The following is a 21,513-nucleotide window of genomic DNA, read 5'->3' on the forward strand; positions in this document are numbered from 1 at the left end:
GAGAAAGATCATCACGATGACAGCACTGACGGAGCGCGAACTCCTCGACAGCGTCCCCACCCGCCTCTTCATCGGCGGGGAGTGGGTGAACGCCTCCGGATCGAGGACCGTGCCGGTGCACGATCCGGCGACCGGGACCCGCCTGGCCGCGATCGCCGACGCGAGCCCGGCCGACGGGCTCCGGGCCCTCGATGCCGCCGTCGACGCCCAGGAGTCCTGGGCGCGAACGGCACCGCGGGTGCGCGGCGAGATCCTGCGCCGCACCTTCGACCTGCTGCAGCAGCGCCGCGACGACGTCGCACTCCTGATGACACTCGAGATGGGGAAGCCCCTCGGCGAGGCGCAGGGCGAGGTCACCTACGGCGGTGAGTTCCTCCGCTGGTTCAGCGAGGAGGCCGTGCGCATCTCCGGCCGGTTCGGCGACAACCCCGAAGGCACGGGGCGCATGATCGTCTCGCAGCGGCCCGTCGGCCCGTCCTACCTCATCACCCCGTGGAACTTCCCCCTCGCGATGGCCACGCGGAAGATCGCTCCGGCACTCGCCGCCGGCTGCACCGTCGTCGTGAAGCCGGCCACACTCACGCCCCTCACGACACTGCTCCTGGCCGCGCTCCTCCAGGAGGCGGGCCTGCCCGCCGGCGTGCTCAACGTCATCACGACGTCCACCTCGGCGGCCGTGTCGGAGCCGATCATCGCCGACCCGCGCCTGCGCAAGCTCTCCTTCACCGGGTCCACGCCTGTGGGTCGCACGCTGATCCAGCAGGCGTCTGAGAACGTGCTGCGCACCTCGATGGAGCTCGGCGGCAACGCCCCCTTCGTGGTGTTCAAGGACGCCGACCTGGACAAGGCCGTGGCCGGAGCCCTTGCCGCCAAGTTCCGCAACACCGGCCAGGCCTGCACGGCCGCGAACCGCTTCATCGTCCACAGCACCGTCGCCAGCGAGTTCGCCACGCGGCTCGCGGACGCGGTTTCGAACATGCGCGTCGGCCGAGGCACCGAGGAGGGGGTCGCCATCGGGCCCCTGATCAACGACGCAGCCGTGCAGAAGGCCGACTCCCTGGTCCAGGACGCCCTCACCCGTGGCGCCACCCTTGTCACGGGCGGGCGCGCCCTGGAGGGCGCGGGAAGCTTTTACGCGCCCACCATCGTGACCGGAGTGCCCTCCGGCAGCGAGATTCTCCGCGAGGAGATCTTCGGGCCCGTCGTCTCGATCGTGGAATTCGATGACGAGGCCGAGGCCGTGCGCCTCGCGAACGACACGCAGTACGGACTGGTCTCTTACGTCTTCACCGAGTCACTCGCCCGCGGCAACCGCATGATCGACGCTCTCGACACCGGGATGATGGGCCTGAACGTCGGCGTCCTCTCCAACGCGGCGGCCCCGTTCGGCGGCGTGAAGCAGTCGGGCATCGGCCGCGAGGGCGGCGCCGAGGGAATCCATGAGTACCTGTCGACGAAGTACACCCTCATTCCCATTACCTCTCCGGCGTGATCATCACGGCCGCGTTCGGCGTGTGCAACTTCATCGTCCTCAACTGCAGCTACGCCATGGTCTACGACCTCCGCAAGGTCACGGAGCTGCACCTCGGCGACGACAAGGTCGCCGTCATCCTCGGTTGGTTCAGCCTCGTGATCGGCGTCTCCGGATCGCTGGCGGCCGTCACCCTCGGCACCGTGCTCCAGGCCTCCGGCTTCGACCCGCTCGCCGCCCCCTCATCAGCGGTGATCACCTCGATTATCGCCCTCCAGACGTGGGTTCCCGCCCTCATCGTCGTGGCCTCGGCCGTCGTTCTGCTGTTCTGGAACATCAACGCGAAGTCGCACTCCGCGGTCACCGCGGCGATCGACCTCCGCACAGTGGCGAACGCGACCGCCGCCGCCAAAGTAGAGAAGGCCCCTCGATGACCCCCTCCCTCACCACCGCCGCCGACCTCAGCACCTTCCCCACGACGGAGCGCATCCTCGGCTGGATCGAGCACCTCACCGCTCTTGGCCACCGGAAGACCGGCACCCCGCAGGGGCGAGCATCCGCCGAATTCATCGCAGGTGCGCTGCGCAGCTTCGGCCTGGACGACGTGACGATCGAGACCGCACCGACTCCGTGCCCGACGGTGCACGACCTCCCGGTGACGCATCAGCCCGGTGCGGAGGAGATCCCCTACGTCTTCCGTCCCGACGAGGTCGTCAGCGACGCCTACTACTTCGCCGAGGCGGGGATCCCCGCCGTCAGCCTCGTCGCCGCTCAGATATACCTCTTCCACCCCTCCGACACCATCGATCGCGTGCCCATCGATCAGCTGCGTCCCGTCGGACTGGCGTTCGCGAAGATCGCGGTCGCCGCGGCCGGGCGACTGCGATGACCGGCATCAGCACGTCCGCTTTCTATGAGGACGGTCCCTTCGAGCAGGTCCTCGCAGTCGACGTCCTCTCCGGCGCACCGACGACCTCGACTCGTGATCTGTGGTCGCAGTCCGGGACGGTCGAGGCCGGCGTATGGGTGATGACTCCGGGAACCGCCCGCGACATCGAAGCGGAGGAGATCTTCGTCGTCCTCGCCGGCCGCGCCACACTCACCGTCGGCGACGCGGCCCCCCGCACCATCACCACGGGTGACATCGTCTCGTTCGCCGAAGGCGACCGCACGATCTGGCACGTGCACGAGACCCTCCGCAAGTTCTACGCGATCAGAACAACTACCGATATGGAATGAGCATTATGGCCTCCGCCTACGCCCCGCCCCTCCGAACCGACCGCCGTCTGCTCGCCGAGGCTCTGGCAGGCGCGAGCCCCACATCGTTCTGGATCGAGGACACCCCCCTCACTTCCCTGCCGCCGCTGGCCGAGAACATCTCGGCCGACCTCGCTGTCGTGGGCGGCGGCTACGCGGGCCTCTGGACCGCGCTGCTCGCGAAGGAGCGCCGCCCCGACCGATCGGTCGTGCTCCTGGAAGGCAGAACCGCCGGCTGGGCGGCCAGCGGCCGCAACGGCGGATTCATGGAGAGCAGCCTCACCCACGGTGAGAGCAACGGCGAGCTCCACTTCAGCACCGACGTCGAACTCCTCGCCCGGCTCGCGAAGGAGAACTTCGAGGAGATCGCCCAAACCCTGCAGCGCTACGGAATCGACGCGGAGTTCGAGCGCACCGGGATGTTGCAAGTCGCGACCGAGGGCTACCAGGTCGACGGCATCCGTGAGCAGGCGCACAGCGAGGGCGAGGAGTTCCTCGACCGGGACGCTGTCCGAGCCAGGGTCGCCTCTCCGCTGTTCGAGGCCGGCGTTCACCTGCGCAAGGGCATCGCGATGGTCCACCCGATGAAGCTCATCGCGGGCCTTCGTCGGGTGTGCCTCGAGCTCGGAGTGCGGATCTTCGAGAACTCCCCCGTCCGCTCGATGAGCAGAGACGGCGACGGTGTCGCACTGCAGTTCGGCGCCTGGACCGTGCGGGCGCCTCGCGTGGCTCTCGCGACGAACGCATTTCCCGCGCTGCTGAAGCGGGCCGAGCTGCTGACGATCCCCGTCTACGACTACGTCCTCATGAGCGAGCCGCTCTCCACGCAGCAGCTCGCGTCGATCGGCTGGCAGGAGCGCCACGGAATCGCCGACTCCTCACGGCAGTTCCACTACTACCGCCTCAGCGCCGACAACCGCATCCTCTTCGGCGGATACGACGCCGTCTATCACCGCGGTGGCCGCGTGAACGCGCGCTTCGATACCCGCCCTGAGACGTTCGAGAAGCTCGCCGATCACTTCTACCGCACCTTTCCGCAGCTGGAAGGCACCCGGTTCACGCACGCGTGGGGCGGGGCGATCGACATGTCCGCGCGCCTCACCGCACACACCGCCTCCGCCTGGGGCGGCCGCGTTGCCTTCACCGGCGGTTACACGGGTCTCGGAGTGGGGTCCACCCGGTTCGGCGCGCAGATCATGCTCGACCTCCTCGAGGGCGCCGACACCGTCCGCACGCACTTGAAGATGGCGCGGAGTCTGCCGATGCCGATCCCGCCCGAGCCGATCGCGTACCCCGCGATTCAGGCCGCGCGCGCCGCCGTCGCCCGATCGGACGAGAACGGCGGCCGCGACGGGCTGCTGCTCAAGACGATGGGCCTGTTCGGCATCGGCTTCGACACATGAGCACTCATCCTTCCTCGACCTCCGCCACTGCAAGGAATGAACCCATGAACGAGATCCACCGCGACGTCGTCGTGATCGGCGCCGGCGCGACCGGCCTCACCGCCGCACACCGGCTGCAGGAGGCCGGCCGCTCGGTGATCGTCCTCGAAGCCCGTGACAGGGTCGGCGGACGACTGCTGACCGACCACATCGACGGGCAGCTGTTCGAGGTCGGCGGGCAGTGGGTGTCACCCGATCAGACCGAGCTGATCCAGACGCTCGCCGAGCTCGGGCTGGATACCTACCCGCGCTACCGCGAGGGCGACAGCATCTACATCGGCGCCGACGGGCAGCGGCGCCGGTTCACCGGCGAGATCTTCCCCACCGGTGAGCACACCCGGGCCGAGATCGAACGCCTGATCGATGTCCTCGACGCGCTGGTCGCGGAGGTCGATCCCGCCGCGCCGTGGGCGCATCCGCAGGCGGAGCAGCTCGACCAGGTGTCCTTCGCAAGCTGGCTCGAGGCGCAGACCGACGACGCCGAAGCGCAGGAGAACATCGCGCTGTTCATCGCCGCGGCGATGCTGACGAAGCCGGCGCACACGTTCTCGCTCCTGCAGGCGCTGCTGATGGCCGCTAGCGCGGGCAGTTTCAGCAACCTCGTCGACGCGGACTTCATCCTCGACCGACGGGTGATCGGCGGCCTCCAGCGGGTACCGCTGCTCCTCGCCGAGAAGCTCGGAGACGACGTCCGCCTCGCCCAGCCCGTCACCTCCCTCACGTGGAGCGACTCCGCAGTCACCGCAGGCACAGCGACGCTCACCGTCCACGCTCGCGCAGCGATCGTGGCAGTGCCGCCAAACCTGCAGAGCCGGATACGGTTCGATCCGCCGCTGCCGCGGCTGCGTCAGCAGCTGCACCAGCATCAGTCGCTCGGCCTCGTGATCAAGGTGCACGCCACCTACCCGAGCCCGTTCTGGCGGGAGCAGGGCCTGTCCGCGACCGCGTTCAGCCCGTACCAGCTCGTCCATGAGGCGTACGACAACACCAACCACGGCGAGAGACAAGGCACCCTCGTCGGCTTCGTCTCCGACGAGAAAGCCGACGCGGCGTTCCGCCTGAGCCCGGAGGAGCGCAGGTCCGCGATCCTCGCCTCCCTCGCCGCCTACTACGGCCCGCAGGCTCTGCAGCCGACCGTCTACTACGAGAGCGACTGGGCGGCCGAAGAGTGGACGCAGGGCGCCTATGCCGCGAGCTTCGACCTGGGCGGTCTGACACGGTACGGCGCCCTCCAACTGGAGCCGGTGGGTCCGATCCGCTTCGGCAGCAGTGACGTCGCCGCCCACGGCTACCAGCACGTGGACGGCGCCCTCCGCGTCGGCCGCCGCCTCGCCGAGGAGACGATCCAGTCCCTGCGGCTCACCACCGAAGGACAGCACGCATGAGCATCTACGCGGTCACCGACCCTGCCACGGGAGAAGTGATCCGGGAGTACCCCACGATCACCGATACCCAGCTGGAGTCAGCTGTCGAGGCAGCGGCGGACGCTTACAGGCGCTGGTCGCGGAGGACGAGCGCGACCGAGCGAGCGACCCTGATCGCCCGCGTCGCCGAGCTGCACAGCGAGCGTCGGGAGGAGCTCGCGCGGATCATCGTCCGCGAGATGGGGAAGACCCTCGAGCAGGCCCTCGCCGAGGTCGACTTCGCCGTCGACATCTACCGCTACTACGCCGACAACGGTCCCGACCTTCTCGCCGACGAGCCGATCGAGCTCGGCGGCGGAACCGGCTCGGCGATCGTGCGCCGCTCCGGCCTCGGAGTGCTGCTGGGGATCATGCCCTGGAACTTCCCTTACTACCAGGTCGCTCGATTCGCCGGCCCGAACATCGTCGTCGGCAACGCGATCGTGCTCAAGCACGCACCGCAATGCCCCGAATCGGCCGCCGCGATGGCCGATATCTTCGACCAAGCGGCCCAGGACTTCGGAGTCGACGCCCGCGTCTACGTCAACGTGTACGCCACGAATGAGCAGAGCGCCACGCTGATCGCGGACCCTCGCGTGCAGGGCGTCTCCGTGACCGGATCCGAGCGGGCAGGCGCCGCCGTGGCAGCTCTCGCAGGCCAGCATCTGAAGAAGGTCGTCCTGGAGCTGGGCGGGTCGGACGCCTTCATCCTTCTCTCCACCGATGACATCGACGCGGCCGCCCGCGACGCAGTCGCCGCCCGCCTGGATAACAATGGCCAGTCCTGCAACGCGGCGAAGCGGTTCATCGTCATCGATGAGCTGTACGACCAGTTCAAGGCGGCCTTCACCTCCGCCTTCGCCGCCGCTCAGCCCACCGACCCGCTCTCCGACGGCGCGCTGTTGGGACCGCTGTCCTCCACCGCCGCGAGCGACCGACTCGACGAGCAGGTCGCTCGTGCCGGCGCTCAAGGTGCCACGCTGGTGACCACCGGAGAACGCCGCGGCAACTTCTTCCCGCCGGTGGTGCTCACCGATGTGACAGCAACGATGGACGCTTACCGCGAGGAGTTCTTCGGACCGGTCGCCGCCCTCTACCGAGTCAGCTCCGAAGCGGAAGCGGTCACACTCGCGAACGACACGCCTTTCGGTCTGGGCTCCTACGTCTACACCACGGACCCCGACCAGGCGCTCCGCGTCGCCGACGCGATGGACGCAGGGATGGTGTTCATCAACACCGTTCTCGCCGACGCGGCAGAACTCCCCTTCGGTGGCGTCAAGCGCTCTGGATCCGGCCGGGAAATGGGCCGCTTCGCGCTCGAGGAGTTCGTCAACAAGAAGCTCATCCGCATCGCCTGAACGCCCCTCCTCCGGCCGCGATCCTGATCACCTACGAAGAACCGATACCAGAACATGATCTGCACCGTCTGCGGACTCCGAAGCTCCCATCAGTGCACCCGGCACTCTCCTCACGCCTGGCTCAGCATGACCCCGACACCGACCCCGCCGCCGAGCTCGCAGGAGGTCCTGCACGAATCCGTTTGATCGAGGAATGCGCCAGTGCTGATTCCGCGACCGTCGGCAGGCCCTGGCCTGCAGTCGCCCGTGTCTTTAGCGAACGCCGCGGCCATCCAGGTTGTCGGTCGGCTGCGCGAGCGACTTCACGCGCGAATGACCCCGCCCTCGGAGATCGCCGTCGGCTGGCAGAGCAGGCCCCACTCGTCGGCGAGTGCTCTCCCGCCCCACGGAATGCGCCCAACTGACGGGGGCGACGCTGTCGGGCGGCCCCCTGACCGCTCTCAATGAGGAGACAAACAACGTGGCTCAAATCACCATCCGCGACTTCCACCCGACGACGTTGACGGCATCTTGCACCTCTGGGAGGAGATGCGCTCCAGCCGGACTGAGCCCGTCTACGGGCTCTCGGAAGTGCTGGCCTCCTGCCAGCAGGATCATGCCGTCGTCGCCGTTCTCAACGGCGCCGTCATCGGCGCCGCGGTCGGACGAGCTGCACACGCGCAGGGCTGGATCGTGTTCCTCTCCACCATCGCCGACCAACAAGATAACGGGATCGGCGCGCGCCTGCCCGCCTCTCTCGAGAAGCGCATGCTCCCTCTTGGACTGTCGAAGCTCTCCGTGCTGCTCCCCGACACCGCCACCCGAGTCGACGCGTTCATCAGTCAAGGTTTCAGCCCACTGAAGAACCTGCGCTACTTCGAACGCCAGATCCCCGTACAGCGCGAAGAACTTTCCGTCCTCGCGGATCTCGGCGGACGTCTCCTCCCTCGCAGGCTCTGGGACGCCATCGGCGGAATGCACGCCGAGAAGGATCTACTCGAGCGCCGGCTCGTCCTCCCCCTCGCCCGAGCCGACCTCGCAGCACCTCCCTGAGTCGTCCCGCCCAGCGCCGTCGTCCTCTTCGGACCCCCCGGCACGGGAAAGACCACATTCGTGCGAGCGATCGCATCCCGTCTCGACTGGTCCTTCATCGAAGTGTTCCCCTCCCGGCTCGCGTCCGACCCTGCGGGCCTCGCGGGCGCCCTCCGCGAAGCCGTCGTAGAAGCATTTCGGGTCGTCCGGGCTGTACCAGTGGCGGTGTTTCCACCCCATTGCTGTGGAGTCGAGGGCGGAAAGCAGCGTGACCGTTGACTCCGGTGACGTCAGCCCACTAGCAGAACTTTGGCTTCCTTGGCCTATCTCTGCTCTTGTCGCCGCAGATGAGGATCCCGACCGTCGACTGGTGCAGCGCGCTGGCGCGAAGTTAGTCGTCGACGAGCGCGATGTAGAACCCGAGCTGCCCGGTGAAGGATGGCTCGAAAGCGCCCTTCTGCAGCCCGATCACGACGCCCCGAAGGCCTTAGGGCGTCTCGGATCGTGCGTCCACTCGGACCACGAGCCGACATAGAGCTGCGTCGCGATTCCTATGCCCTCGAGGAGGGCGGACGAAGCGGCTGCCGCGATGCCGGCGCCGCACATCAGCGCAATCGGCTCATCGAGGGCGATGCCCACTGCCTCGAAGTGGGATGCGAGACGATCCGTATTGACGGCGCCCGCCGCCGTGAGCAGGTCGGTGAACGGCACGTTGACCGCGCCGGGGACGTGGCCTTTCAGGTACGCATCGCGTTGACGCGCATCGACCAGCTGACCGGTCAAGGCGTGGCGCCTGACCGCATCTGCGTCGATGCGCGACAGCGACTCAGTGCGCACGGCGAAGTCACCGCGCTGCGGCGTGGGCTCGCGGCGCGTGACTGGTGCACCGATGGCCTGCCACGCCTCCAGGCCACCATCCAGGATTCTGACGTCGTCGAGACCGGCCCATCGCAGCACCCACCATGCGCGTCCCGGCGCGGAGGCCCGGTTATCCCCGGTGACAACGACCCGGGAATGTTGCATGATCCCCCACGACCGCATCGACTCGTCCAACTGAGCGCGCGACGGCAGGGGATGCCGCCCTGCATCAGACGCAGCGCTGGCGAATTCGTCACGAAGCTCGACGTAGATCGCACCCGGAATGTGCGCGCGTTCGTAGCGGTCGCGTTGGCGCGGCTGGCCCACCTCGTGTCTCACGTCGAGCACGATGAGTCGAGGATCGGACAGCTCGTTGAGAAGAGAGGCGGCCGAGATTAAAGAAGTGTTCGCAGTCATCAGTTCCCCTGGGATTCTCGATGCCGACCCGTTGCTCGTCATTTCCGGCGAGCGGTCGGAGACGACGGCCCCAGCGTATGCGCTGTGCATTCAGGGCAATCCGCGACCTGCGATCCCTTTACAGACCCTCTCCGGCGTCCGCTGATTGATCATTAGCCTTGTACACGTCAAAGTAGCTGCTCGTCGCTGATAGCCGTAAACAGGGAAGTCGGCTGCCGCTCACAGCTCCGGTCAGGAGTCGAACCCGATGCCGAAAACGTCGGCCGCGCGGATGAGGAAGCCGTCGCGGCCCCCGTTCTCATCCGAACGAGCGATGGCCCGGCGCATCAGCGTGACCGCAGGCGTAGCGAGGGGCTCGGGCGGGAGCGGCATCGGCTTCGAGCGCACGAGCTTCAACGACGTGAGCTCGGTCTGCTGACCGCTCAGCAGATCGAGCACCACCTTGGCCCCGAAGCGGGTCGCCCCCACGCCGAGGCCCGTGTAGCCGGCGCTGTACGCCACCCGCCCGCCGAACGCGGTGCCGTAGAACGCCACGAACCGGGTGCTCATGTCGATCATCCCGCCCCAGGCGTGCGTGAACGTCACATCGAGCTGCGGGAACGTCGTGAAGAAATGATCCGCGAGTGTCTCGAAGGTGGCGGGCCGCTGATCGTAGGCGGGGCGGATGCGGCCGCCGGGGTGGTAGACCGCGTCGTAGCCGCCGAACAGGATCCGGTCGTCGGCGCTCTTGCGGTAGTAGTGGAACTGCCGCGAGGAGTCGGTGATGCCGAACCGGTCGGTCCACCCGATCGATGACAGCTGCTCGGCCGTGAGCGGCTCGGTCATCAGCACGTAATCGTAGACCGGGATCGTGCGGAGTCGGCTGCGCTTCACCAGCGACGGGAATCCGTTCGTGGCCAGCACCACATGCGTGGCGAACACCTCACCCGACGGCGTCGTCACCCGCACCCCGCCCGGCGACTTCGCGAGCGCGCTCGCCCGCGTGCGCTCAAAGATCTTCACACCCAGAGCTAGACATGCCCGCTTCAGCCCCCACGCGAGCTTCGCGGGGTGGATGAGCGCGTTCCCATGCAGCTCGAGCCGACCGGCCCGGTACACCGGCGAATCCACGAGCGCCCGCAGAGCATCGCCCTCGTAGAACCCGTCCGCTCCCCCGGCCCGCAGCTTCTCGACCTGGTGCGGTTCGGTCGCCACCGTGAGCGTCCCGGTCGGTTCGTACTCGGCGTCGATGCCGTGCCGCTCGAGGGCGGCCACGAACTCCGCTACGTTCTCATCGGCCAGCCGGTGCAGCTGCTCCAGCTCATCGGGGAAGTGCCGTTCGCCGTTCTCCTCACCGTGGGTGAGGCTCGCCTCGAAGAAACCGCCGTTGCGGCCACTCGCCGCCCACGCCACCTCCGACGCCTCGATCAGCACCACCGATCGCGACGGATCGGCTTCCTTCGCCATCAACGCCGCCCACAGCCCCGAATAGCCACCACCCACCACGAGCAGATCCGCCGTCACCGCCCCCACCAACGCAGGCTCGGCAGCAGGCCGATCCGGGCTGTCGAGCCAGAACGGCACCGACGAGGCACCCTCAAGCGAACGACGGATGCGCTCGGCCGGATTCCGGCGCGTCTGGCTGTAGGTGGGCGGTACGGGTGCGCTCATGATTCCCTTTCGAGGGCGCTCCCGCATCACTCTGGCACCGGAGCTTGCAACAGAGATAGTCTATGCGATTGACAACGCTATTCGCCGATCTCGAGGAGCCCCGTGGCGACCGACGACCCCGCTGTTCCCGACCAGTCGACGGGCGGAGTGCACATCCAGGCCTCCGTGCAGGGATCGGGCGACCCCGTGCTCCTCCTGCACGGCTACCCCCAGACTCAGCGCATGTGGGCGACTGTCGTCCCGCTGCTCGCCGAGCACTTCACCGTGGTGACCACCGATCTCCGCGGCTACGGCGATTCGGCCAAGCCCGCTCCGCGACCCGACGGCTCGACCTATTCCAAACGGGCCATGGCCGGGGATCAGCTCCGCCTCATGCTCTCCCTCGGTTTCGACCAGTTCGCCGTGGTGGGGCACGACCGGGGGGCACGAGTGGCCCATCGCCTGGCTTTGGACTTCTCCGAGGCCGTCTCCCGAGTGGCGGTCCTCGACGTGGTGCCCACCCTGCACATGTTCGAGAACGTCGATCGCGCCATGGCGAGCAGCTACTTCCACTGGTTCTTTCTGACGCAGCCGAACGTCCTCCCCGAGGCCCTCATCGGGGCCGATCCCGAGGCGTGGCTCCGAAGCCGCTTCACCGGCCGGAACGCGGGCGGGCGACCGCTCGACGAAGCCGCCTTCGCGGAGTACCTGCGCTGCTTCGCCACTCCCGAGGCCATCGCGGCCACCTGCGCCGACTACCGCGCTGCGGCTTCGATCGATCTCGAACACGACCGCGCCGACCGGGCGGAAGGACGCATGGTCACCGCCCCGCTCCTGGCGCTCTGGGGGTCGGCGAGCTACGTGGGCCGCTCATTCGACGTGACGGAGGTCTGGCGCGGCTACGGCCACGACGTGCGCGGGGCCGCGGTGCACGCCGACCACTACCTCGCCGAGGAACAGCCGGAGCAGACCGCCGAGGCGCTCCTCCAGTTCCTCGGAGCCCCGGAGCCGACGCGTTCCAGCGGGCGGATCTCGTGACCGACGCCGCCGAGACGGGCCGCCGCCGGTTGCGCACCCTGGTCGAGACCGAGTCGCCCACCGGGCACCGCGAGGGGATCGCCACCTGCCTCGACCTCATCGACTCGTGGGCCTCCCCCGCGCTCGGCCGCCTCGGCGAGCGTCGAACCGTCGACGGCGTCGACCACCTCTACTGGCCGGCCGCCGGAACACCCACGGTGCTCTTGCTCGCCCACGTCGACACCGTGTGGCCGATCAACACGATCGCAGAGCGGCCCTACCTCGAGCAGGCGGGTCGGGCCATCGGTCCCGGCACCTTCGACATGAAGGCGGGCATCGTGGCCGCGATCGGCGCCCTCGAGCAGCTAGCCGACACCGGCCACGTGTCGCTGCTCGTGACGAGCGACGAGGAGAAGGGATCGCTCACCTCGCGGGCACTCGTGGAGGAGGCGGCCGGCCTCGTCGACGCCGTGCTCGTGCCGGAGCCCAGCCTCGACGGGGCGCTCAAGATCGCGCGCCGCGGCGGCAGCATCTACAGGATCGTCTTCGAAGGGGTGGCGGCGCACGCGGGCTTGGAACCGGAGCTCGGCGCTAACGCGCTGATCGAGCTGGCTCACCAGGTGCTGGCCGTGGGGCGCGCAGCGGATGCAGGGTGCGGCACCACAGTGAGCGCCACAGTCGCCCGCGCGGGCACCGTTGTGAACACTGTGCCGGCCGATGCCGAGCTGCACCTCGACGTGCGCGCCTGGACGACGAGCGAGCTCGAACGGGTGCACCGGCAGCTCTCGGCGCTCGACGCCGTGGACCCCCGAGTGACCGTAACGGTGCACGGCGGGATCAACCGCCCCCCGCTCGAGCAGGAGCGCGCTCTGGGCCTGCTCGGACTCGCCAAGCGCGTGGCCGAGCGCGAGGGGCTCCCGCCCGTGGAAGGCGTACCGGTAGGCGGTGCCTCGGACGGCAACTTCACCGGAGCCCTCGGCATCGCCACGCTCGACGGGCTCGGCCCGCTCGGAGCCGGCGCCCACGCACCCCATGAGTGGGTCGATCTCGCCTCGATGCACGAGCGCACTCAGCTGCTTGCGGGTCTCCTGCGCGAGCTCGCCCCGCCGACCACACCCGCTCGACCCGTTCCGGTGCCCACCGCCGGAACCCCCGACCACCGCACCACCGCCGCACCCCTCGAGGAGAGACAATGAGCACCGTGCCCGACGCCACCACCGCCACCACCTCCGCGCTCCGGGCCGGTGAGCCCGAGTGGCTGCTGCGCTTCCGAACACCTCATCTACTCACCGCCCGCCCCGTGGTCGGCGACCCCGACTGGGCGCTCGTGGTGAGCAACGACATCGATGAAGCCACCGGCCGGCTCGTGAACACCGCCACCGGCGAGCGGGGCGAGACGCTCCCGTTCGGAGCCGGGTACGAGGTGGCCGTCAGCCCCGACCGCCGATGGGTGATCAAGCTCGACGACGACGGGGGCTCAGAGGTCGGCCACCTGCACGCCTACCCCGTCACCGGGGGCGACTCGATCGACCTGACCCCGGACCGCGACGCCTACGTGGTGCGCGGCATGGAGTTCAGCGCCGACGGGAGCGTACTGCTGCTCTCGCTCGTCGACGAGGAGGGGTACCACCTCGTGCGGGTGCCCGCAGGCTCGTGGGTCGAGGCGGAGACCATTGCCTCCACCCCGAACGAAGCCTGGTTCGGCCGCATCTCGGCCGACGGCCGCCTCGCGAGCTTCGATAGCACCGAGCAGAACCCGGGTGTGCGCCGCACCGCCGTGACGGTCTTCGACGCCGCAGCCGCAGCCGCGGGTACCGGCACCGGCTTCGAGCCGATCGCGACCGCAGACGACCTGCCCTCGGGTCCCGTGCGCGCGGTTCGGTTCTCCGGCGTACCCGGAGACCAACGGCTTCTTCTCAGCACCGAGCGCTCCGGATACGCGCGGCCGGCGATCTGGAGCCCCCTCACCGGCGACCGCGTCGACTTCGAGCTGGTGAAGCTGGCAGGTGAGGTCGTCCCGCTCGACTGGCACGCTGCATCCGGCCGCCTACTCGCGGTGCAGATCGAGGACGGCCTGCACCGGCTGCTCGTGATCGACGAGGGCACGCACGAGGCGGAGGTGGTGCGGGAGGGCACCGGCAGCTATGCGAATCCCGATGTCGCGAGCTCGATGCACACCTACTCCACCTCGTACTTCGGCAGCGGAGGCGACGTGATCGCGTTCGAGGAGAGCTGGCACGTTCCGCCGCACCTCGTGCGGCTCAGCCGAGACTGGACCCCCGACGTCGTGATCCCGCCCGCCGATGTACCCGAAGGCGTCCCGCTCCACTCCGAGATGGTCGCGAGTACCGACGGCACCCTCGTGCAGCTCTGGTGGGCCACCCCCACAGCGCCCGGCCCCGTGAAGGGGACCGTCCTGGGCGTGCACGGAGGACCGAACCTCGTGACGAACGACGGCTACGACCCCTCGGCGCAGGCCTGGCTCGCAGAGGGCTACGCCTACGCCTCCCTCAACTACCGGGGATCGGTGACCTTCGGCCGCGACTTCCGCGAGGGCTTCTGGGGCTCGGCGGGCGACCGCGAGATCGAGGACGTGACGGCGGCCCTCGACTGGCTCGGCACCCGCGGGCTCGCCGATCCGGCCTCGACCTTCATCACCGGGCCCTCGTACGGCGGGCACCTCACGCTGCTCTCGCTCGGCCGGCTGCCCGAACGCTTCGCCGGCGGCTTCGCGATCGTGGCCATGGCCGACTGGGCAGCGGCGTTCGCCGACATGAACCCGGCGGTGCGGCTCGTCTGGCTGAACTTCCTGCGCAACACCGACGGCGATCTCGACGCGGCCATCGCCCATTTCTCACCGATCGGCTACGTCGGCTCGGTGCGGGGCTCGGTCTGGCTCTCGCAGGGCTCGCGCGACACCCGCACGCCGCCGGCCCAGGCCCAGGCATACGTAGATGCGCTCCGCGCACACGGCGGCGACGCCCTGATCGAGTGGTACGACGCGGGGCACGAGCCCGTGGGCCTGCGGGGAGAGGAAGAGGCCCAGGTGCGCATGCTCGAGCTGGCCGAGCTGGCGCTGGCCGGCACAAAGTGGTCGGCTTAGGCCCGGCGGCCTAGGCGGGGCCGGCCTCGCGCCGGGCGACGGCCCGCGCCGCAAGTGCCTCGATGCCGGCAAGCTGGAGGTCGAGGGCCACCTCGAACACGTTCGGGTCGCCGATCCCGGGCAGTGTCTGACCGATCGCCGCGATGGACGGATACTCCTCGGAGTCGAGCTGGCGGTACTCCACCTGCCAGGCGAGCTCGTCGGTGTGCCTAGTGCCCTCGGGCAGCGCATGCATGGCGCCCTCGAGACTCGAGATGCCGCGCACGAAGTTGCCGAACGCCCGGTGCACGAGCATCGCCTCCTCCGTGTCGAATCCCGCGCGGAGGATGGCCTGCATCGAGAACTCGACGTTGGCGAACTCGGTGGGCCGCCGAGTGGTGCGAGCCGCCATCTGCTGCGCGAACATCGAGTAGCGCAGGTAGTGGGCGTGCACCGCACGGGCTGCGGCCCGCAGGTCGTCCTGCCACGACTCGGAGGGCACGTGCATTCCGCCGTAGGAGCGCGCACGAAGTGTGTCAATGAGCTCGAGTAGCAGTTCATCCTTGTCGCGGAAGTGCCGGTACACCGACGTCGGGTGCGCATCGAGCTCCACACCGATCGCCTGGAAGGTGAGCCCGTCCAGCCCGTCGCGCATCGCCACTGTCTCGGCAGCGGCCACGATGATGTCGCGGCTGAGGCTGTCGCGCTTGCGCCGTGCACGCCCCGGCTTCGCGGCCGTCTTCACATTCGCGCTCATGCCTCCCCACCATACCGGGGGCGATTTGAGGGCCACACGTTTCTAGCAAATTAAATAGTCAGGGAGATTGACCATGTTGTTGACGAAAAGCCTTGGTCGGCGCTTTCCGACGCGCTAGCGTGAGCCAACGGTCGCCGGCGACCCGTGATCCTCTGCACCAATCCCGACAGCTACCACCTCCCTCGAAGGGTTTGCACATGTCCTCCAGGTCACAGCACAGGTCAGCACTCACCACCCCGCGCAGAGCTCGCCGCCTCCGGGTGGGCGCGAGCGCCCTGGTCGCCGCCTCCGCCCTCGGTCTCGCCGGGTGCACCGCACCGGCCTCCTCCAACACCACCGCTGCCCCCGCGGGCGGCAACTCGATCGTGATCGGGGCCGAGCAGGAGCCCGACTGCACCGACTGGATCGCCACCTGTGCGGGCTCCATCTGGGGTTCGTACATGATGGAGGGCACCACCATCCCCACCGCCTTCGATACCCGCCAGGACGGCGAGGACTGGGTCTTCACCGCCTCGAACCTCCTCGCCGGCGAGCCCACCGTCACCGTCGAGGGCGGCAAGCAGACCATGACGTACACGATCGCGGAGGACGCCGTATGGTCGGACGGCGAACCGATCACGAGCCAGGACTTCAAGTACACAGCCCTCGAGATCCGCGACGGCGACGACATCTTCGACAAGACCGGGTACACGTACATCGAAGACGTGGCCACGCCCGATCCGAAGACAGCCGTCGTCACCCTCTCCTCCCCCTACGGCGCCTGGAAGCAGCTCTTCGGCGGGAGCTACGGAATCTTCCCCTCCCACCTCCTCGAGGGCCAGGACCGCGCCGCCATCATGAAGGACGGCTACGACTTCTCCGGCGGGCCCTGGATCATCGAAGCCTGGGACAAGGGCAGCTCGGTCACCCTGGTGCCGAACGAGAACTACTGGGGTGAGAAGCCCAAGCTCGACAAGGTGACCTTCCAGTTCATCACCGACACAGCCGCCGCCTTCCAGGCGCTGAAGAGCGGCCAGGTGCAGGCGCTCTACCCCACTCCTCAGCTGGATGCGCTCACCCAGATCGAGGAGGGCATCCCGAACACCGAGCTCGCGGTCTCGGCCGACACCGGCAACCTCGAGGCCGTGTGGATCAACAACTCGGTCGCCCCCTTCGACAGCCTGGCCGTGCGGCAGGCCCTCGCCTACTCGATCGACCGCGAAGCGATCGTGGAACGGCTCTACGGCCCGCTCGGCGTGACCGCACCGGCTCAGAGCTTCCTCTCACCGATGGTCTCCGCGTTCGCAGGCGATGACTTCAAGAAGTACAGCCTCGACCTCGAACACGTCGACGAACTGATGACCGGCGACGGCTGGGAGAAGAACGGCGACGGCATCTGGGAGAAGAACGGCACGACCGCCTCGTTCGACATCGCCTCGATGGCCGGAAACAAGCGCCGCGAACTCACCGAGCAGGTGCTGCAATCGCAGCTGAAGGATGCCGGGTTCGAGTTGACGATCGCCAACACCTCGGTGGCCGAGCTGTTCGGCACCGTCGCCCCGACCGGCGACTACGACCTGGGCCTCTGGACGCTGGTGGACCAGTACCCCGAGCCCTCGTTGAGCGCCTCGTTCTCCTCCGGAGCCATCCCCACTGAGGGCAACGGGTTCTCGGGCATCAACTTCATGCGCGCCACCGCCCCAGGGCTCGACGAGCTGCTCGGCACGGTCGACACCGCCGTGGAATCCACGGTGCGGCTCGATGCCTCACTCGAGGCCGACACGCTCATCGCCGACAACGTGCTCTCGATCCCGGTGGCCGCCGTGCCGAACATCCTCATGACGAACACCTCGGTGGGCGGCCCGATCAGCCTGAACCCGGCGGAGGGGCCGTTCTGGAACCTCGAGGAATGGACCCGTGGCTAATCCTGACAGCCAGGAAGGCCGGGCGACGGCATGATCCGCTACATCGCCCGGCGCTTCCTCTACTCGGTGCCGGTGATCCTGCTCGCCTCGTTCATCCTGTTCTGGGCGGTGCGATCGGCCTTCGATCCGCTCGGGAAGCTGCGGCAGTCCCGTGATCCGGGAGCGGTGCAGCGCGAGATCGAACGGCTGGGCCTGGACCGGCCGATCCCCGAGCAGTACCTGATCTGGATCCGCGAATTCCTGCTCGGCAACTGGGGCGTGAGCTCCCGCACCGGCGGCGACGTCGGGGCACTGATCGGCACCGCAGTGTGGCCCACTCTGCAGCTGATCATCTGGGGCATCCTGATCGCCGGCATCCTCGCCGCCCTGATCGGCACCTACTCGGCGGTGAAGCAGTACTCCGTCACCGACTACGTGTTCACCGGGGCGTCGTACGTGGGAATTGCCCTGCCGGCGTTCTGGTTCGGTCTCATCCTCATCCAGCTCTTCGCGGTCTGGCCTGTGCAGTCGCTCGGCGCCACGGAGCCGCCGCTGTTCTTCGTGGGGCTGCACTCCCCCGGCCAGTCCGGCTTCGACCTCGACTACCTGCGGCATCTCGTGCTGCCGGTGGCCACCCTCACCATCACGCTCATCGCTAGCTGGAGCCGCTTCGGCCGGGCCTCGATGCTCGACACGCTCTCCAGCGACTACGTGCGCACCGCCCGCGCCAAGGGCGTGCCGAAACGACAGGTGATCATCCGCCATGCGCTGCGCAACTCCCTCGCCCCTTTCCTCACCGTGGTCGCGCTCGACGCGGGCATCTTGTTCGGCGGCCTGGTGGTGACCGAGCAGATCTACTCCATTCCGGGCATGGGCAAGCTGTTCCTCGATTCGCTGCTCGCCGGCGACGTGTTCGTGCTGCTGCCGTGGATGATGCTCGTGGCCCTCGCCGTCGTGGTGTTCAACCTGCTCGCCGACCTCAGCTACGCGCTGCTCGACCCCCGGGTGAAGCTCGCATGAGCGCGACCCTCGAGCACGCCCCCTCGCAGTGGGTGCTGGTGCGGCGCCGCTTCTTCCGGCACAAGCTCGCCGTCACCGGTCTCGTGCTGCTCGCCGTGCTCGCCATCTGCTGCTTCGGGGCCACCTGGATCGCCCCGTTCCCCGAGAACCAGCAGGATCTCTTCCTCGGCTCCACCGGCCCGAGCGCCGAGCACTGGCTCGGCACCGACGAGCTCGGCCGTGACTTCCTCAGCGAGCTCCTTTTCGCCGGGCGGGTCTCGCTCACCATCGGCATCGCGGTGGCGCTGCTCGCCACCCTGGTCGGCACGGTGCTCGGCTCCATCGCTGGTTACCTCGGCGGCTGGGCCGACGAACTGATCATGCGCACGGTCGACCTCTTCCTGATTGTGCCCGCCATCGCGGTGCTCGCTTTGGCGCTGCAGGGCCTGGGCTCGACGACCGTCACGATCGTGCTCGTGCTCGCCGCCCTCGGCTGGACCTTCATCGCCCGGGTCGCCCGCTCGCAGGTGCTGTCGCTCCGGGAGAAGGAGTTCATCGACGCCGCGAAGGTGCTCGGCGCCTCGACAATGCGCATCCTGGTGCGGCACATGCTGCCCAACCTCGCGGGCGTCATAGCGGTGAACATCTCGCTCTCGGTGGCGACCGCCATCATCCTCGAATCGACCCTCAGCTTCCTGGGCTTCGGCGTGCAGCCGCCGCAGTCCAGCTGGGGCAACATGCTGAGCCAGGCGGCCGGGCTGCTCGGCACCTCGCAGGTGTACCTGCTGGTGTTCCCGGGCCTGTTCATCCTGGTGACCGTGCTGTGCGTCAACTTTATTGGCGATGGCCTGCGTGACGCCTTCGACCCCCACGCGAAGCACTGAGAGGGCAGCGGATGCTCAACCAATTCGATCCATCGGCGCCCCTGCTCGAGGTGTCCGGCCTCACCGTGGTCTTCGACACCGACGGCGGGCCGGCGACCGCTGTGGACGACCTCAGCTTCACCCTGCACGAGGGCGAGACCCTCGGGATCGTGGGTGAGTCGGGATCGGGCAAGAGCGTGACCTCGATGGCGGTGCTGGGCCTCCTGCCGAAGAAGGCCACGGTGACCGGTTCGATTCGATTCCGCGGCCGGGAGCTCGTAGGCATGCCTGAGGGGCAGCTGCGGGAGATGCGCGGCAACCGCGTCGCGATGATCTTCCAGGATGCGCTCGCCTCGCTCAATCCCGTGCTCACGGTGGGCGCCCAGCTCGAGGAGGCCGTGCGCGTGCACGACTCGACCGTGTCGAAGGCGGCACTGAAGGCCCGTGCGGTCGAGCTGCTCGACATCGTAGGCATCCCCTCGCCCACGCAGCGCGTGGACCAGTACCCACACGAGTTCTCCGGCGGCATGCGGCAGCGCGTGATGATCGCGATGAGCGTCGCCAACGACCCCGACGTGCTGATCGCTGACGAGCCCACGACCGCGCTCGACGTGACGGTGCAGGCGCAGATCCTCGACGTGCTGCGGCGCATCCAGGAGCGCACGCGTGCCGCCGTGCTCCTCATCACCCACGACCTGGGCGTTGTGGCCGGGCTCGCCGACCGCGTGCTGGTGATGTACTCCGGGCGCACCATGGAGGAGGCCGACGTCGAACCCATCTTCTACGAGACCGTGCATCCGTACACCCGCGGGCTGCTCGACTCGCTGCCCACGCTCGACCGACGGACGGACGACGCCCGGCTCACGTTCATCCCGGGCCGGCCGCCGAGCACGACGGCGCTGCCACCGGGGTGCCGGTTCGCTCCGCGCTGCCCGCACGCCGTGACGGGGGTCTGCGACGTGGCACCGGTGGCTCCACGGAGGCTGACGGCCACGCACTCGGCGGCCTGCCTGCGGATCGATGAGATCCGGGGCCCGGATGCTGCGCCGCGACCTGAGAGGAGCGGTCTGTGACCATCGCACTGGAGGTCGAGGACCTCGTCAAGGAGTACCCGATCCGATCGGGCGTGCTGCGGCGGCGCACCGGCACGGTGCAAGCCGTCTCGGGCGTCAGCTTCGCCGTGCAGGCCGGAGAGACGTTCGGCATCGTGGGTGAGTCGGGCTGCGGCAAGAGCACGCTCGGCCGCTCGATCGTGCGGCTGCACCCGATCGATAGCGGGCGCATCCTGCTCAGCGACGACGACATCTCGGGCGGGCGGAAGGACATGCTGGCGTCGGTGCGGCGCCGTGTGCAGATGGTGTTCCAGGATCCCTACGCCTCGCTCGACCCGCGAATGACAGTGCGCTCGATCATCGCCGAACCGCTCGAGATCCACGGCCTGCACCGAGGGCGGCGTGATGAGCGGGTGGGCGAGCTGCTCGAGATGGTGGGGCTCAACGCGGCCTTCGCGAACCGGTACCCGCACGAGTTCTCGGGCGGGCAGCGCCAGCGCATCGGCATCGCCCGCGCCCTGGCCGTGGAGCCCGAGGTGATCGTGCTCGATGAGCCCGTGAGCGCACTCGACGTGAGCGTGCAGGCCGGGGTGATGAACATGCTGGAGGATCTGCAGGACGAGCTGGGGCTCAGCTACGTCTTCATCGCCCACGACCTCTCGGTGGTGCGGCACCTCAGCGATCACGTGGCCGTGATGTACCTCGGCCGAATCGTGGAGCAGGCGCCGGTGGACGAGCTGTTCGAGCGGCCGCTGCACCCGTATACGCAGGCGCTGCTGTCGGCCGTGCCGATCCCCGATCCTCGGCGGGAGCGCGCCCGCGACCGCATCGTGCTGCAGGGCGATGTGCCGAGCCCGGCGAACCCGCCGAGCGGATGCCGCTTCCGCACCCGGTGCTGGAAGGCCACCGACCGCTGCGCCACCGAGACGCCCGCGCTGGAGTCCGTGCCGGGCGGCGCGGGGCTCGTGGCGTGCCACTACCCCGAACTCCGACCGGTTCTCTGAAAGGGCCCAC

Annotated in this window: 18 protein-coding genes and 1 pseudogene; 16 read left to right on the forward strand and 3 right to left on the reverse strand. The window is 68.6% G+C overall.

All coding sequences use genetic code 11. The features are described from left to right. Window positions 1-16 precede the first annotated feature (16 nt). The 8 genes and pseudogenes from GSU72_RS20915 to GSU72_RS20950 form a co-directional block, all read left to right on the forward strand. A complete protein-coding gene (locus GSU72_RS20915; protein WP_159987194.1) occupies window positions 17-1,492 on the forward strand; it encodes an NAD-dependent succinate-semialdehyde dehydrogenase in 1,476 nt (491 codons plus the stop codon). After that, a complete protein-coding gene (locus GSU72_RS20920) occupies window positions 1,489-1,905 on the forward strand; it encodes an MFS transporter (RefSeq protein ID WP_159987195.1) in 417 nt (138 codons plus the stop codon). Before GSU72_RS20915 ends, GSU72_RS20920 begins: the two co-directional genes overlap by 4 nt. Beyond that, window positions 1,902-2,360 carry a hypothetical protein gene (locus GSU72_RS20925; protein ID WP_159987196.1) on the forward strand — a complete coding sequence of 153 codons (459 nt, stop codon included), beginning with the start codon at window positions 1,902-1,904 and terminating at the stop codon, window positions 2,358-2,360. Before GSU72_RS20920 ends, GSU72_RS20925 begins: the two co-directional genes overlap by 4 nt. Further along, the gene (locus tag GSU72_RS21370) at window positions 2,357-2,710 is read left to right on the forward strand and encodes a cupin domain-containing protein (RefSeq protein ID WP_208545236.1); all 354 of its coding nucleotides are present in this window, start codon (window positions 2,357-2,359) and stop codon (window positions 2,708-2,710) included. The genes GSU72_RS20925 and GSU72_RS21370 overlap by 4 nt, the downstream gene beginning before the upstream one ends. Window positions 2,711-2,715: 5 nt before the next feature. Next, window positions 2,716-4,131 carry an FAD-dependent oxidoreductase gene (locus GSU72_RS20935; protein ID WP_159987244.1) on the forward strand — a complete coding sequence of 472 codons (1,416 nt, stop codon included), beginning with the start codon at window positions 2,716-2,718 and terminating at the stop codon, window positions 4,129-4,131. Window positions 4,132-4,175: 44 nt separating this feature from the next. Continuing rightward, the gene (locus GSU72_RS20940) at window positions 4,176-5,555 is read left to right on the forward strand and encodes an NAD(P)/FAD-dependent oxidoreductase (RefSeq protein ID WP_159987198.1); all 1,380 of its coding nucleotides are present in this window, start codon (window positions 4,176-4,178) and stop codon (window positions 5,553-5,555) included. Further along, window positions 5,552-6,931 (forward strand): aldehyde dehydrogenase family protein, encoded by a 1,380-nt coding sequence (locus GSU72_RS20945; RefSeq protein ID WP_159987199.1) that lies wholly within the window; start codon window positions 5,552-5,554, stop codon window positions 6,929-6,931. The genes GSU72_RS20940 and GSU72_RS20945 overlap by 4 nt, the downstream gene beginning before the upstream one ends. A gap of 460 nt (window positions 6,932-7,391) precedes the next feature. Then, window positions 7,392-8,122, forward strand: a pseudogene (locus GSU72_RS20950) (GNAT family N-acetyltransferase); the annotation flags it as partial. Window positions 8,123-8,410: 288 nt separating this feature from the next. On the opposite strand, the gene GSU72_RS20955 reads toward GSU72_RS20950, so the two are convergent. Together GSU72_RS20955 and GSU72_RS20960 are read right to left on the reverse strand one after the other, a co-directional pair. Then, window positions 8,411-9,217, reverse strand: a complete 807-nt coding sequence (locus GSU72_RS20955) for a rhodanese-like domain-containing protein (RefSeq protein WP_159987200.1) — start codon at window positions 9,215-9,217, stop codon at window positions 8,411-8,413. Between the two features lie 231 nt (window positions 9,218-9,448). After that, the gene (locus tag GSU72_RS20960; protein WP_159987201.1) at window positions 9,449-10,867 is read right to left on the reverse strand and encodes an FAD-dependent oxidoreductase; all 1,419 of its coding nucleotides are present in this window, start codon (window positions 10,865-10,867) and stop codon (window positions 9,449-9,451) included. Between the two features lie 102 nt (window positions 10,868-10,969). Between GSU72_RS20960 and GSU72_RS20965 the strand changes: the two genes are divergently transcribed. The 3 genes from GSU72_RS20965 to GSU72_RS20975 are packed head-to-tail and all read left to right on the forward strand — an operon-like array spanning window position 10,970 to window position 14,966. Then, a complete protein-coding gene (locus GSU72_RS20965; protein ID WP_244256173.1) occupies window positions 10,970-11,884 on the forward strand; it encodes an alpha/beta hydrolase in 915 nt (304 codons plus the stop codon). Beyond that, window positions 11,881-13,059, forward strand: coding sequence for a M20/M25/M40 family metallo-hydrolase (locus tag GSU72_RS20970; RefSeq protein ID WP_159987202.1), 1,179 nt, complete (start codon window positions 11,881-11,883; stop codon window positions 13,057-13,059). The genes GSU72_RS20965 and GSU72_RS20970 overlap by 4 nt, the downstream gene beginning before the upstream one ends. Then, the gene (locus GSU72_RS20975; RefSeq protein WP_159987203.1) at window positions 13,056-14,966 is read left to right on the forward strand and encodes a prolyl oligopeptidase family serine peptidase; all 1,911 of its coding nucleotides are present in this window, start codon (window positions 13,056-13,058) and stop codon (window positions 14,964-14,966) included. Before GSU72_RS20970 ends, GSU72_RS20975 begins: the two co-directional genes overlap by 4 nt. Before the next feature lie 10 nt (window positions 14,967-14,976). Here GSU72_RS20975 and GSU72_RS20980 read toward each other — a convergent pair whose 3' ends face one another. Continuing rightward, window positions 14,977-15,702: a TetR/AcrR family transcriptional regulator C-terminal domain-containing protein gene (locus GSU72_RS20980; RefSeq protein ID WP_159987204.1), complete on the reverse strand. Its 726-nt coding sequence runs from the start codon at window positions 15,700-15,702 to the stop codon at window positions 14,977-14,979. Window positions 15,703-15,899: 197 nt separating this feature from the next. Between GSU72_RS20980 and GSU72_RS20985 the strand changes: the two genes are divergently transcribed. Genes GSU72_RS20985 through GSU72_RS21005 form a run of 5 tightly spaced genes read left to right on the forward strand, consistent with a single transcriptional unit; the run spans window position 15,900 to window position 21,503 of the window. Beyond that, a complete protein-coding gene (locus GSU72_RS20985) occupies window positions 15,900-17,606 on the forward strand; it encodes a peptide ABC transporter substrate-binding protein (protein WP_159987205.1) in 1,707 nt (568 codons plus the stop codon). Between the two features lie 30 nt (window positions 17,607-17,636). Then, window positions 17,637-18,605: an ABC transporter permease gene (locus GSU72_RS20990; RefSeq protein WP_159987206.1), complete on the forward strand. Its 969-nt coding sequence runs from the start codon at window positions 17,637-17,639 to the stop codon at window positions 18,603-18,605. Further along, a complete protein-coding gene (locus GSU72_RS20995; protein WP_159987207.1) occupies window positions 18,602-19,468 on the forward strand; it encodes an ABC transporter permease in 867 nt (288 codons plus the stop codon). The genes GSU72_RS20990 and GSU72_RS20995 overlap by 4 nt, the downstream gene beginning before the upstream one ends. Before the next feature lie 11 nt (window positions 19,469-19,479). After that, complete coding sequence (locus GSU72_RS21000) at window positions 19,480-20,520, forward strand: ABC transporter ATP-binding protein (RefSeq protein ID WP_159987208.1); 1,041 nt, start codon at window positions 19,480-19,482, stop codon at window positions 20,518-20,520. Then, window positions 20,517-21,503: a dipeptide ABC transporter ATP-binding protein gene (locus GSU72_RS21005; protein WP_159987209.1), complete on the forward strand. Its 987-nt coding sequence runs from the start codon at window positions 20,517-20,519 to the stop codon at window positions 21,501-21,503. Before GSU72_RS21000 ends, GSU72_RS21005 begins: the two co-directional genes overlap by 4 nt. Window positions 21,504-21,513 lie beyond the last annotated feature (10 nt).

The organism is Rathayibacter sp. VKM Ac-2760 (assembly GCF_009834185.1).
In the GTDB taxonomy this organism is placed as follows: Bacteria; Actinomycetota; Actinomycetes; order Actinomycetales; family Microbacteriaceae; genus Rathayibacter.